This is a genomic window from Petroclostridium xylanilyticum (genome assembly GCF_002252565.1).
GTDB lineage: Bacteria > Bacillota > Clostridia > SK-Y3 > SK-Y3 > Petroclostridium > Petroclostridium xylanilyticum.
The window spans coordinates 1-13,604 of sequence record NZ_NPML01000017.1; the positions used below are offsets into that span (position 1 = coordinate 1).

The 13,604-nt window shown below is 37.5% G+C and carries 12 protein-coding genes and 1 riboswitch; all 12 genes read right to left on the reverse strand.

All coding sequences use genetic code 11. The features are described from left to right. A partial coding sequence (locus tag CIB29_RS09970; protein WP_198543829.1) for an HPF/RaiA family ribosome-associated protein occupies nt 1-118 on the reverse strand: 118 nt, incomplete at its 3' end. A gap of 199 nt (nt 119-317) precedes the next feature. Then, a complete protein-coding gene (gene rnhC, locus CIB29_RS09975) occupies nt 318-1,328 on the reverse strand; it encodes a ribonuclease HIII (protein WP_094549287.1) in 1,011 nt (336 codons plus the stop codon). Continuing rightward, nucleotides 1,328-1,732 carry a hypothetical protein gene (locus CIB29_RS09980; RefSeq protein ID WP_242965153.1) on the reverse strand — a complete coding sequence of 135 codons (405 nt, stop codon included), beginning with the start codon at nt 1,730-1,732 and terminating at the stop codon, nt 1,328-1,330. Before CIB29_RS09980 ends, rnhC begins: the two co-directional genes overlap by 1 nt. A 104-nt stretch (nt 1,733-1,836) precedes the next feature. After that, entirely contained in the window at nt 1,837-2,679 is an 843-nt protein-coding gene (locus CIB29_RS09985; RefSeq protein ID WP_094549295.1) for a fumarate hydratase, read from the reverse strand. A 397-nt stretch (nt 2,680-3,076) separates the two neighbouring features. Beyond that, nucleotides 3,077-3,787: a DUF4351 domain-containing protein gene (locus tag CIB29_RS09990; protein ID WP_094549297.1), complete on the reverse strand. Its 711-nt coding sequence runs from the start codon at nt 3,785-3,787 to the stop codon at nt 3,077-3,079. Nucleotides 3,788-4,351: 564 nt separating this feature from the next. Next, complete coding sequence (locus tag CIB29_RS09995; protein WP_094549299.1) at nt 4,352-6,655, reverse strand: S-layer homology domain-containing protein; 2,304 nt, start codon at nt 6,653-6,655, stop codon at nt 4,352-4,354. Nucleotides 6,656-6,791: 136 nt separating this feature from the next. Continuing rightward, nucleotides 6,792-8,576, reverse strand: coding sequence for an S-layer homology domain-containing protein (locus CIB29_RS10000; RefSeq protein ID WP_094549301.1), 1,785 nt, complete (start codon nt 8,574-8,576; stop codon nt 6,792-6,794). 145 nt (nt 8,577-8,721) lie between these two features. Further along, nucleotides 8,722-9,348: a hypothetical protein gene (locus CIB29_RS10005; protein ID WP_094549303.1), complete on the reverse strand. Its 627-nt coding sequence runs from the start codon at nt 9,346-9,348 to the stop codon at nt 8,722-8,724. Between the two features lies 1 nt (nt 9,349). Beyond that, nucleotides 9,350-10,162, reverse strand: coding sequence for a tyrosine-protein phosphatase (locus CIB29_RS10010; RefSeq protein WP_094549305.1), 813 nt, complete (start codon nt 10,160-10,162; stop codon nt 9,350-9,352). A 79-nt stretch (nt 10,163-10,241) separates the two neighbouring features. Beyond that, nucleotides 10,242-10,985, reverse strand: coding sequence for a CpsD/CapB family tyrosine-protein kinase (locus CIB29_RS10015; RefSeq protein ID WP_094549307.1), 744 nt, complete (start codon nt 10,983-10,985; stop codon nt 10,242-10,244). 153 nt (nt 10,986-11,138) lie between these two features. Continuing rightward, the gene (locus CIB29_RS10020) at nt 11,139-11,801 is read right to left on the reverse strand and encodes a YveK family protein (RefSeq protein ID WP_094549309.1); all 663 of its coding nucleotides are present in this window, start codon (nt 11,799-11,801) and stop codon (nt 11,139-11,141) included. 250 nt (nt 11,802-12,051) lie between these two features. Continuing rightward, a riboswitch (cyclic di-GMP riboswitch) is annotated at nt 12,052-12,138 on the reverse strand. A 452-nt stretch (nt 12,139-12,590) separates the two neighbouring features. Next, a complete protein-coding gene (locus tag CIB29_RS10025) occupies nt 12,591-13,298 on the reverse strand; it encodes a type II toxin-antitoxin system PemK/MazF family toxin (RefSeq protein ID WP_094549311.1) in 708 nt (235 codons plus the stop codon). Nucleotides 13,299-13,604: the final 306 nt, after the last annotated feature.

Consider the following 13,604-nt stretch of genomic DNA (forward strand, 5'->3'; position numbering starts at 1 on the left):
TAACATGCACTTCTGTGTCGGCATCAAAGAACTTATCCAACTTACCTAACTTTTTGTGAATCCTGTCTCTCAAGCCATCGGTTACGTCAAGTTTTCTTCCTGTGATGATAAATCTCATAAGCTCAGCTCCTTTATATTGAGTTACTGATATGATGAATATAAGTTTTGTTAAGTATAATCTTTAATATTATGACCTGAATTTAACACAACCATTACATTATTCTTAACAAAACTTTTACAATATTATATATTCGACAATATATAAAATCTTCCTGCAATTTTAGCAAAAATTTTTGGTTTGTGGACAACGGTTTCCGTTATCTCTTCTCTACGTTTTCCGTTATCTTAAAGTGTACCTTCGCCACCTTTTCCAATTCGATTTTACCATATTTTTCTATAAACTTTTCTGCGGTTGCAGTTACTGCTTGTCCAGCTCCTTTAGGGAAAACAATCCCATATCTTTCTTGCAGTTCATTCACCCTTATAACAAATCTTTCCCGTGCAAGTACAGAAGCTGTAGCAACGGCCAGATCCTCTTCACCCTTAGGTCTCTGGATAAGTGTAACTTCACGTCCACGTTCCATTAAAGCCTCTTTTATGTATTTTTCATTTCCAAATTGGTCGACAATAGCACCTTCAACCTTATATTTACGGGCAAGCAAATTTTCTATAACTCTTGCATGGGCCCACGCAAGAAGGTGATTTAAATTCATTTTTTGTCCTATCATTTTTGTATACAACTGGTTGTACTTGTCCGGAGGTACCTCACAAATACTGATTCTATCCTGGAAATTCTTATGCAAATAGGCTGCAATATCTGATATTTTTTTATCAGTTATCTTCTTACTATCTTTTATACCCAGTTCTTCAATTTCTCTAACAATTTTTTTATCAATAATAAAACCTGCAGCTACGAGAGGACCGAAATAATCCCCTTTTCCCGATTCGTCAGTCCCTATCCATACGTTAAAATTCAATCCGCTAAGGTCTAATAATGCCTCATTGTTTTTTGGTTTAGATTTTGCTGTAAAAAATGCTTCAATAGTATTTGTAGAAAATATATTTGTTAGTATATCATTTTTTTCATCTGGCTTCTTTATATTACTAACTATTTTTAGACCTTTTTTCTCTGTATAATAAAGGTTCAAAATATATTTTGTCCCATTACAAATAAAAAATAGCTGGATACCGTAAGGAATTTCTTTGTATGTATCCAATTGAAAGCCGCTGTTTATTGCTTCCGGCAGCTTTTTATCCAATAATTTGTTTAAATATTCTATCGAACAATACTGCATATCATCACTCCGTTTAAAAACAAAAGCAGCCATTATCTGACTGCTTTTAATCTGGCAAGTTCATTCCAATTATTTGAAGTTACAATTTCCACCGTTGTCAGGTCTTTTCTTATTGCCTTGATTTCTCCGCTCATTTCTGCAATCTCGTGAAAAATTTTGTCGTGCTCGGCTTTATTTACCTGCGCCGAATGCTCCAATGCCTTCAGGATTTGTGTGTTTTCATCCAGCTGAATTTTTATTGCAGCAATATCTTCTTTAATCACATCTATGTCATTTACCTTTTCTTTAATTACGTCTATGTCTTTTACCTTTTCTTTGATTACATCTATATCTTTTACTTTTTCTTTGATCTCGTCTATATCTGCCATCTGTTTCTTCATGTATTCAATGTCACTTTTCATTCCTGCCAGCAATTCTAAAATCTGCTGCTCCACCATCCCTCACTCTCCTTTTAACTTAGTTTTCCTATATCAATCATTATACCTTAACAGATTTTTAAATACAAGCTGTGAAATTTAAGAACCATCTCCAATTTTCCTTGTCATAATACTGCCTCAGCATGGCGTGCCACATGGCAGCTTATATTTACGGCCACCGGCAAGCCGGCAATATGGGTAGGAAAAGTTTCAATGTTCACTGCAAGTGCCGTGGTTGTCCCCCCCAATCCCTGCGGTCCAATCCCAAGCCTGTTTATCTTTTCCAGCAGTTCCTGCTCGAGACTTCCATAATACTCATTATGGCTTCTTTGATTGATTGGCCGCAAGAGGGCTTTTTTGGCAAGATATGCCGCTTTCTCCATAGTTCCCCCGATTCCAACCCCTACCACTATGGGAGGACATGGATTTGCTCCGGCCTGGTCTACCGTTTGAATAACAAAATCTATTACACCCTTTACACCATCTGAAGGCTTAAGCATTTTTACTGCACTCATATTCTCACTGCCAAAGCCTTTAGGCGCTGCAATTATTTTAATTTTGTCTCCCGGCACAATGTCATAATGTATGACAGCCGGTGTATTATCGCCTGTATTTACCCTGTCCAACGGATCTTTTACCACCGATTTCCGCAGATAGCCTTTTTCGTATCCCCTTCTTACACCTTCATTAATTGCATCAGTCAAACTGCCTCCAACGATATGGGCATCCTGTCCAGCTTCTACAAAGATAACCGCCATCCCCGTGTCCTGGCAAATGGGCATATTCTGCTCTTTCGCAATTTCTGCATTTTCTATCAGCTTATTTAATATGTCCTTTCCAACCGGTGATTTTTCACTTTCCATAAAATTTTGAATTCCATACTTAATATCCTCATTAAGATAATAGTTTGCATCTATACATAATTTTTCAACTGTTTCAATAACTTGATTCGCATTGATTTCACGCATTTTCCCCACTCCTATTTTTTTTAAGGATATTATATGATAATGGAGGAAAATTCTCAAGAATAGAAGAAGAAATAATAACTCAGTGCCTGGAGCTATTTATGTAGATACCTTTTTCCTTAAGAAATGTGTAGAAATCTTTGTTACCCTTAATGCCACAGTAAATCCACACTGGGATAATTCCTATCCCTAATGTAGCAATGATTATGCAAAGCATTACAAGTCCTTTTCCCACCATCCCGTGATAGAGGTACCAGAATGGTCCCGCTGCAAAAGCTGCCCAACTCCATCCTTTTTAAATGACATGGGGACGGTTCCTCAGTCACATAAAAAGTGCATGTGACAAACGAACCGTCCCCATGTCATCCCATGTCAGAGGAACCATCCCCATTGGTCGCTCTTAGTTATTTAAGTATGGGTCCAAGTCTTCTGCTTTTTCAATATTAAATATATTCAGTGCTATTTTTTTAAGCTGTTCTTCACCCAATCGCTCAATCTTCTGCCTGTAATCCGATGGAATGTTTTTAATTCTTTGTTCCAGTTGCATCATGATTACTTGCTCTATTCCTTTTTCTATTCCTTTTTCTATCCCTTTTTTCTCCGCAAATTTTATTACATTCAACATGCTTATCTCCTCCCATATCTCTTCATAATCATTCAAGTTTAAAAACTTATCGTTAATTTTTTGTACTTCCTGTTCATAAATTATGTCTCCATCATATTGCTTCATATGTATTATTTCAATTCTATAATTGATTGCACCCATCTCAAAAGCCTGTTCCAGCTGCTCATTTTTGCCACTGTATATTACCACTGTCTTGACAGGCTTTTTATGCTGCATTATCATTCTAGCATCGTACATGAATATTCTATAAAGTGTGTCTTGTATAAAGTCCGATTGAAACTCCAGATGCAATAAACTACTGTCCTTTAATTCAAACATAAAATCGGTATGCATGGTATTTGCTTCTATCTTGGGAAGTTCTGTAGGGAATATTCTCTCTATTTGTGCACATTTTATTCCCAAAAATTCCAATATCCTGTCCTTGAATACACCTGCCGCCAATTTGAATATCAAGTCATAATTCTTATCCGTTACTTTCTTTTGCATCTTTACACCTCCAGTTTATCATATTTGCCACCTATTGTAAATCCAGTATATATCAAACATATGTTCGTGTCAATGATGAAAATATAAGCCTCCTGCCCAATTTAAAACAGGTGGCTTAACACTTGCATCCGTGTCATGGTGTCATGGGTGTGATATGGGGACGGTTCGTCTGTCACATGCGCTTTTTGTGAAAATAGGGGACGGTTCTCGAAAATAGGGGACGGTTCTCTGTCACATCGAAAATAGGGGACGGTTCTCTGTCACATGCTCTTTTTATGTGTCAGAAGAACCGTCCCCTTGGTTTAGGTCGGTCTGTGTCAGAAGAACCGTCCCCTTGGTTTAGGTCTAAAGTCATAGGTCTAAAGTCCCAAAAACATCTTTGGTGTAATTATACAATATCGTAAAGATTTTGTAAATACTTTCCATAATTTTTTTTATAAAAAATAAAAAAATGACACAGGGACAGTTCTTTGTCACATTCGCTTTTTATGTGACAAAGAACCGTCCCTGTGTCATCTATGTGACAAAGAACTGTCCCTGTGTCATCTTCTAGGCAACTGTCACCTATTTAAGAAAAACTTTGCTAATCTCCAGCATGAATTCCATCAAACTGTTGAGATCTTTGTATTCCTGAACTCCATCGGCTTTGTCAGTCAGGAACTGTCTGATGCTTACAAGCAGTTCACCATCAACTTCTTCAAAATCAAAATTCTCTATTATTATAGCAAAGTCGCTGTATTTGGCAGCCATATACGCTCTGGTCTTTTCATAAGATGTTTTTGCTATGGCTTCAAGTGCATCATGCTCTGTTCGTTTTACTACAGTTAATGCCACATCGTAAATAAAAGCTTCGTAATCTTTGTCACTATCGCTGTTTTTACGTGAGTCATCGCTATTCATTGCATAATTATAGCAATCGACAATATAGTTGTATATTGCTTCTTGAGTTACTCCTTTACTAACCAGTGTGCTCAATTGGCTGCTGTACATGGTTTTTAACTCTTTTATCTCATCACTGATGATTTCGCGGCTCGCGACAATATTATCTCTTCCCAGATAAGAAAGGCTACGGATAACCCCAAGGATAAAACGTGCTTCATCTTCGGTAATATCGGAATTCACAATTTCTTCAAAAGGCTGTGCAAGACCTATTTCTTGAAGGAACCCGATAATCCTGTCATCAGAAAGGCTGAGAAAATCATCCCTGTGCTCTTTTAAAGTAGTCCACGCATCATCTTCAAGGGATAACAACGCCTTTTCGATTGCATCCAACACATCCGGCAGAGTATGACTTGCAGGAAGCATGGACTTAACTACCTCAACATTAAATGTGGTTGTACCGTTTGTATAACCACTCTTTTGGGCAGTTACCGTTACAGTTGTTGCGCCTTCTTTTTTTGCGGTTATTGTGATTTTGCTGCCATTCACCGATAAGCCTATAATATTAGCATCGCTAGCTGTAGCAGTTATTGTAGCACTATCGGGGTTTGTTGTTACCGTAATGTCCTTAGATGTTCCGGAGACTATTTTGACATCGTTAATCTTTGTAATGGATATAGATGTAGTATCAGACCCTCCGGAACCATCAGAAGACCCTCCGGATCCACCAGAACTGCCCCCCGAACTGCTGTCTGTCTGTTTTCCTTTTACTTCCTTTCCATTGATGAACGCAGTTAAATTATCACCAATGGTAACATTGTCAGGCTGCTGTTGAATGGTAACGCCATTTATGTTAATGACAGCATTTTTTATCTTTCCTTCGCCTTTTACGCTAGCAGGTGCATTAAAGGTAATTGTATCAACCATAGCAGCTTTGTCAATCTGGATAACTGTATCTTTTGCCTTATCACCTATCTCCAGCTTTCCTATAGAACCACCCAGTATATCAAGCTTTGCTTTGACAAATACCAACAGTTGTTCAACGACGGTATTGCCTGAAGTCTCCAGTCTTATTTTCCCGTCTTTTTTGGCCAGCTTTACTTTTTTAAGCTGTGAATCCTTTACGGTAATACTGTTTTCTCCTCCGCCACAGATAAGGGTTGTACCTTGCACCACCACATTATCCAAGGCTGCATTCCCCTGGCCTATTCCTTCGGTCAGGTAGAGGTTGCCTTTGATTTCCATATTTCTTAATGTTATTTCTCCCGTTACGGTTACATTTCCTTCTATGGTCTGTTTCCCTTCTTCAGGACCGTAAGTACCTGCTTGATTATACAGCGTTCCTACGGCACGGTCCAGCATTACTACTGCTTCTGCTCTGGTAATTGGATTGCCCGGCTTGTATGTCTTATCCGGGTATCCTTTTATGTATCCATTTTCTGCTACGGCTGCTACTGCATCCTTACTCCATGCCGCAATATTCTGCTTGTCATTAAAAACATCCAGAACCGCTGCATTCTGAGCCTTGTCCAGTTTCAGCACCCTTGACAGCATGACTGCTGCTTCTTGACGGGTAATCTTGTTATTGGGCTTCATACTCCCGTCGTCATATCCGGTAATGTATTCTACTGCTTTTGCCTTTGCTGCTTCTTCAGCGTACCAATCATTGGCAGAGACATCTGAAAAGCTTATTTGAGCTTTTTCACTATAGCCAAAAGCCCTATTGACAATCGCCATAAATTCTGCCCTGGTAATACTGTTTTCAGGCTTAAATGTACCATCTTCATAACCTTTTATAAGCCCTCTGTTAACCCCACTGCTAATCTGTGTCTCAGCCCAGTGTCCTTTTATGTCTGAAGGCTGAACAACTGCTTGTACACCGCTTGAGGCAGCTTCTGCCTGCACAGCAGCCACACCGCTTAACAGGCTTGTAACCAGTACAAATGCACTGGTTAAACAGCTTAGAACTTTCTTTAGTTTTGTCTGCATTAAAACCACTCCTTTTCGTTAGTAATAATCAGGTAATTACTAAAAAATGACCCTCCTGAAATTAAGTAAAAACTACATTTCATCAACGCTTAGGACACTTCCCTCCTCCCCAATTAAGATTATATTACTTTATTATTTATTCTATTTGCAATATAACCGGAGTTTCATTACCTTCTGTATCTACAAGAATTCCGGTAACAGTCAAAGGTGTAAAAAACTTTATTACTCCAACTGATACCCCGTCTCCATCTTTATCAAGAGATCCCATTAAGTCACTTACCTTTAAATCAACTTTACCATTTTGAAAGTTTACAGTTTTATCGGGAATCCCATCTATTAGACTTTTAACGGTTAAACTCTCGGCATTTTTAGAAGCATTTATAGTAAATTCTGTAAACTTGTCTTCGTCTTTAATATTTGACGGTAATGTAGCTTTAAATTCATTTTCTCCGACTTTTTCAGCCGCTATAGTTATACCACCAACTTTTACTGCAGCGGATATAATCTCCGCCGACCCCGGCTCAACAGGATCATTAACAATACCGCCACCGGCAGCCGGTGTTCCTCCAACTTCCTGGCCGCCTACATTGGCTGATATACCTTCTGCTACTTCTACTTTAACAGGTTTTTGCTCTATCGTTACCCCTGCTGCCTTTATCACAGCGTTTTCAATCTTTCCTTCACCTTTAACCGCTACAGCAGCATTAAGTGTTAGCGTGGATACAGTTACTTCCTTAGCTATACTAATTACTGCACCTTTTGCTTGTTCGGCTACTTCTAATTTACCTACATTACCTTTTAATATACTTATATTAATTTTTGGAGAAGCAACCGTAATTTGCTCAAAGTCACCTGAAAATTGTACTTCTTCACCTTCAGGAATATCTGCTGAAAGTACACATTCCCCAAATCCCTTCTCTGTTAATCCTTCTTCTTCCAGCTTCGCTCCTGAGTTTAGTATAATCTTGCCTACTTTTGTGCTGCCTTTAGCTACAATCCTTACCTTTCCTGTTTTTGTATTAACGATGGTTATTCTCAGTTCAGAGTCTTTAACAACAATACTGTTAGGTCCACCGCCTTTTATAACGGTTTTTCCATTGATAGCAACATTATCTAGTGCTACCTCTCCATCACCAATAGCTTCTGTCAAATATAAATTTCCTTTTATCTCGGTGTTACGTAGTGTAACATCGGTAGAGGCTATAGTGACATTTCCTTCAATGGTTTCCTTACCCTGTTCCGGACCGTAGGTTCCTGCCGCATTGTATAAAACACCGGCAACCCGGTCTAACATAACAATGGATTCTGCTCTTGTTATTGACTTTGCCGGTTTGCATGTCCCGTCAGGATATCCACCCATGTAGCCCTCTTTTACTACTGCACCAACATATCCTTTACTCCAACCGGCTATTTGTGCTGCATCACTAAATCTACCCAATAGGTTTGAATCCTCAACTTTTTCAAGTTCCATAATTCTGGAAATGATAGCAGCTACTTCTTGACGGGTAATTTGATTGTTTGGCTTCATTGTTCCATCATCATAACCTGTTATGTACCCTACTGCTTTTGCCTTTGCTGCTTCTTCAGCGTACCAATCATTGGCAGAGACATCTGAAAAGCTTATTTGAGCTTTTTCACTATAGCCAAAAGCCCTATTGACAATCGCCATAAATTCTGCCCTGGTAATACTGTTTTCAGGTTTAAATGTACCATCTTCATAACCTTTTATAAGCCCTCTGTTAACCCCACTGCTAATCTGTGTCTCAGCCCAGTGTCCTTTTATGTCTGAAGGCTGAACAACTGCTTGTACACCGCTTGAGGCAGCTTCTGCCTGCACAGCAGCCACACCGCTTAACAGGCTTGTAACCAGTACAAATGCACTGGTTAAACAGCTTAGAACTTTCTTAGTTCTTATTTGCAACTAAACCACTCCTAAATTAAATTTAAACAAACACATGCTGCTGAAAGTTATATTGTAATTATAATACCATATTTTTACTATATCCGCTATATTTTTTTATAATGGTAAGGTGTATATTTTATTTTTGAAGAATATTAAATGCGCCCTATTTTAACAGGTGCTCATATTTTTCATATAAGGCTTTAAGTTCATTTTTCTTCTCAGGTGTTAATCTCTGCCGCAATATTGCCATAGCTTCCTGTTTTTCAGCTTCGGTTACGCCACTCTTCGCTAATTGATATAGCCTTGATATATCATCACGAGTCACACTACCTACTACAATGGAAAGAGCCTTTGTTTTATCTCCGAGTGATACTTTCTTTTCTATTTCATTTATTTTTTTCTCATCAACTATCACGCTGGGAGATTTTGACTCAGTTTTATAACTTTCTTTTAAACCCGTTCCTTTATTGGTATTGCCATTTTCTTTCTTAATTTCCGGTACTTCTTCCTTGTTTACAGTCTCCTCCGCAGCATCAGTACTATTCGCAACGCCAACATTATTTTGGGGAGATTGTTCTTTTTCTTTATCCAGCGCTACACTCCTATCATGTTCTTCCTTTTTTTCAGCCTCAGCAGTACCAGGACTTTTTGTATAGCTCTCAGATTCAAAAGTGCTCATACTAAAGTTTTGTACAAAAATTAGGCTAAAAATCTTATCTATGGCAAATACACCTGCCAACATAAGTACGATAACCGCTGAAATACTTATGAGTAAAATCCTTTTTCTCATCTTATCCTCCCTGCCTCGTCAAGCCTGACACTAATCTGCGGAGATTAACAAAAAAAGCAAAACTTCCAGTATTTTTAACTCTTTCAGGCTCTGGCACACTAATCTCCTCATCTTTTAACACTCTAACATTATTATTAAATAGCAGCTCAGCTGCACCCTGACCTATTTCTTGTTCTATGATTTCTTTTGATTTTAATAGCCGCGGTGACCTTCCCCTGCTTGTATGGGCATCTGAAGAAACAAAGTGCACCATATTATGCCTCAAAAGTGTAGCTGCCGCCTGCTTTGTCTTTTTGCCAAATACACCGGTAATGCTGGTAGAATTGATCTGGGAAAGAGCTCCTCTTTCAATAAGATCGAATAATAGATTAGGTTTCTCTGCAATTGCCATATTACGCTCAGGATGTGCAATAATGGGTATAAATCCATCTATCCGTAAACTATATATGACTTCAGTTGTATAATCAGGTACGCTCATCATAGGTAATTCAATAAGAATATAGCGCGAATTGTTTAGGGTGCATATTTTACCTTCCCGTACTATCTGCGGGAGTTGAGGAAAAATAAAAATCTCACTGCCGGGATATATGGAAATATCGATGTTATTATTAATTAGTACATTCCTAAAAGACCCTAATTTTTGTTGTATGATATCATAATCATTATGTAATTCTCCCTCAATATAATGGGGAGTCGCAATAATATGTCCAATGCCTTCTTCTACAGCTATTCTACACATATGCAATGCAGTATCAACATCTTTAGCACCATCATCAATTCCCGGAATGATATGACAATGTAAATCAACTAACATAGTTACCTCCAAACCGAATTAAATACTAGAGATCAGATGAGTGAACAGAGAGGAGTGAACAAATCTGTTCTCTCATCTCTCATCTCCCATCTCTGTTCTCTTTTCTCGGTTTTTTTCTCTTTTTCTTCGCCTTATCCTCGTCTTCTCCATAATAGTAGTAGTAATAATAGTAATAATTTCCTTGGGCATTTTTAGATAATTTATTTAGCACTACTCCGATAATGTTGGCCTTGACCTTTTCCAGCAGTTCTTTTGCCCTCTGCGCTGCCTCTATCTCTACCTGGCCGGAAGCTGTTACCAGCATGGTGCCGTCTACAATGGTAGACAAGATGGCTGCATCAGTTACCGTGCCAACTGGAGGTGCATCGATTAATACAATGTCATAATCTTGTCTAACCTTTTCAATGAATTGCTTCATGCTGTTAGAAGACAATAATTCTGACGGATTAGGAGGTATGGGGCCTGAAGTTAACACATCCAGATTTTCTGCAGCTGACTTCTGTATATGCTGCTTATAATCATCATGCTGCGCAAGGACATTCGTCATCCCCTTTTGATTAGACAAATAAAATGTCCTATGTACCTTTGGCTTTCTTAAATCCGCATCAATCAATAAAGTCCTGCTTCCCGACTGTGCAAAAGTAATAGCAAGATTCGCCATGGTAGTCGTCTTACCCTCCCCTGGCCCGGCACTTGTCACCACAATTACCTTCAGAGGTTTATCAACACTGGAAAACTGTATATTCGTCCTCAAAACTCTATAAGCCTCCGAGATAGGCGACTTAGGGTTGGTATGGGCAATTAACGATCTTTCACCTGACATCAAATAAACTCCCTTCTTAGAATTAACAATTCGACATACAATTCATAATCATTAATCATCAGTTATAATTCTTTCTGGTTATTTTAATAATTGCGCTTATCATATTCTTACACCCTTTGTTGTCAAAAGTAATTGACAATTGTCAATTGCCAATTATTCCGGAAATACCGAAATAGTCCCGATAACTGGTAAACCAAGGTGTTTTTGCACGTCTTCCGGCGTCTTAATCGTATTATCCAGGTATTCTATCAAGAAAATGATTCCCAGTCCTGTCATCAACCCTACGAATGCGGCTATGGCAACATTGAGTTCTTTCTTTGGCTTAACAGGGGTAAGCGGTACTTCTGCCTTGTCTATTATCTGAACGTTCTCTACGTCCATCAGTTCTACAACTTTTTTCTTAAAAACTTCAGCTACTTTGTTGGCAATCTCTTTTGCCATTTCAGGATCTGTATCCTGTGCAGTTATCTCAATCAACCTTGTATCATTTTTTAAACTAACACCTAACTTGGCTGCCATCTGGCTGGTGGTCATGTCTTTGAGCCCTAATTCCTGTATAACTGTACTGGAAACCAGCCTGCTCTTTACCAGTTCACGGTAGTCTTTTACCAGCTGATTTCCTACCAGCAAATCGTTGTAGGCAATTCCCCCCTGGGTATCTATCTTTTTAAATACATATAACGTAGTATTAGACTGATAGATAGGTTTTAGTACAAAAAAGCTAATCACTGCCGATGTGGTAGTAGAAAGTAATGTGATAAGAATGACAACCCATAATCTTTTTCTAATAATTTGCAAATACTCTCTTAACTCCATAATTAACCCCACTTCAATAAATTTTATAATATGTCGCTTTTTATGTATGATATAAACAAAATTATTATACCATTATAGCCTTTTCCCTTCAAATAAAAATTTATTTCCTCTGCTGCGTTAACAATCTCTGAGCCTTTCCACAATATTCATAAACCAGATTAAATGCACCCTTTAATACCGGTTCTTAGATTATCAATTAAAATGGCCCAATACTCCCGTAATTACCATATTGAGCCTTAAAAACACTCTTTTCGGCAACCTGGCAATCATAGTCAAAAACAACTTTAGACCCATAGCTTTGCGTCCTTACCTTTCGATAAGTTTGCCTTTTTGCGAATTATTTTTAAATTTACCATCATTAATACATTTTACATTTCTTGTTAAATTATAAACTATTTTGGCGAATTGTGTCAAGACATATATTGTAAAAAAACAAATGTGACATGGGGACGGTTCTCTGTCACATGCTCTTTTTATGTGTCAGAAGAACCGTCCCCATGGTTTAAGAACCGTCCCCATGGTTTAGTCCCCATGGTTTATGTTTGATTATTTCAAAACTTTAAAATATAATGGGTGGCCTTTGCCACCCTAAGAAATATAATGTGCTCAACCTTAATGCTGAGCTAAATACTTTCTTATTATATAATATTCCCCAGAATTATAAAAATAACCAAAAAAGATGAAAAGGACAATACAAATTGTCCTTTTCTAAAAAACGCTATTTTATAGCCACGTGCTTGACCATATATCAAGCTAAATAATTATCTTAATTTAATTATATGGGACTAGTTATGCCATGTCAAGGTTTTTCTTTAATCTATCGCAAATTCGTTTTACTGCTTCAGGTTCTAGTTCTGCAACTTTGTGTATAAGACGCGCTTTATCTAAATAATGAATTTGCTCTGTTTTTGCCTTTGAAGGAATTTTATCTAACCTACCACTTTTTATATCTTTTAATTCTATTTTTTCATGTGGTGGATATAATTTTCCGCTACTTGATATTGGTATGCAAACTACTGTATTGCCATATAAATTTCCTTTATTGTTTTGCACAATTAAAACAAGATGCTTATTATTTATTTCTTTTCCAATATTTTCCCCTAATTGGGCTAAATAAATATCTCCTCTTCTAGGTCTAATGGGATGAAATTTTTTCTTATCTTTATTCCTAATTTCCTCCTGCTCAGATGCTAATAAATTAATATCTAATTTTTCATTTAACCAGTTACAATATCTTATACTATCACTGTGCTTTCTTTTGTTAATCCCTTGTTTTAATTTCATTATACAAGATTCTAGTATTTTGATTTCTTCTAATGATAAATCATTTAAACTTGGCGAAAGGTAATACTTTAAAACATTTATTAATTCATTAAAATCATTATCACAAGCCCTTTTTTTTATTTCAGAAAAGATACTATCTAATATAGAATTCTTCTCTTTTGTTAGTTCATTAATGCCATCTTTTTCTTCAAATGTTTCAAAATTAAATTCCAATTCTTATGTTCCCCCCTTTCTTACTAAAACCGATACCCTTGTCTTTGTTTTTAATAATAGAACAACGCTATTACTCTCTAACGTATAAAGCTCTGTGAGGTATTCTCTCCAGAGCCTATATTCTTCCACATTTTATACTATATCATTTTTCTTTACATGACATGGGGACGGTTCGTCTGTCACATGCGCTTTTTATGTGACTAAGGAACCGTCCCCGTGTCACATATGTGACTAAGGAACCGTCCCCGTGTCACATATCAAGTTTTAAAACAATCTCTGCAAACGTTAATAAATCATCCAAATGCA

Bases quoted from the DNA above. Each gene is read 5' to 3' on its own strand.
- rnhC (WP_094549287.1), bottom strand. From the start codon at position 1,328: ATGGCTGCTTTTGTTTTTAAACGGAGTGATGATATGCAGTATTGTTCG.
- CIB29_RS09980 (WP_242965153.1), bottom strand. From the start codon at position 1,732: ATGGTGGAGCAGCAGATTTTAGAATTGCTGGCAGGAATGAAAAGTGAC.
- CIB29_RS09985 (WP_094549295.1), bottom strand. From the start codon at position 2,679: ATGCGTGAAATCAATGCGAATCAAGTTATTGAAACAGTTGAAAAATTA.
- CIB29_RS09990 (WP_094549297.1), bottom strand. From the start codon at position 3,787: ATGCAAAAGAAAGTAACGGATAAGAATTATGACTTGATATTCAAATTG.
- CIB29_RS09995 (WP_094549299.1), bottom strand. From the start codon at position 6,655: ATGCAGACAAAACTAAAGAAAGTTCTAAGCTGTTTAACCAGTGCATTT.
- CIB29_RS10005 (WP_094549303.1), bottom strand. From the start codon at position 9,348: ATGAGAAAAAGGATTTTACTCATAAGTATTTCAGCGGTTATCGTACTT.
- CIB29_RS10010 (WP_094549305.1), bottom strand. From the start codon at position 10,162: ATGTTAGTTGATTTACATTGTCATATCATTCCGGGAATTGATGATGGT.
- CIB29_RS10015 (WP_094549307.1), bottom strand. From the start codon at position 10,985: ATGTCAGGTGAAAGATCGTTAATTGCCCATACCAACCCTAAGTCGCCT.
- CIB29_RS10020 (WP_094549309.1), bottom strand. From the start codon at position 11,801: ATGGAGTTAAGAGAGTATTTGCAAATTATTAGAAAAAGATTATGGGTT.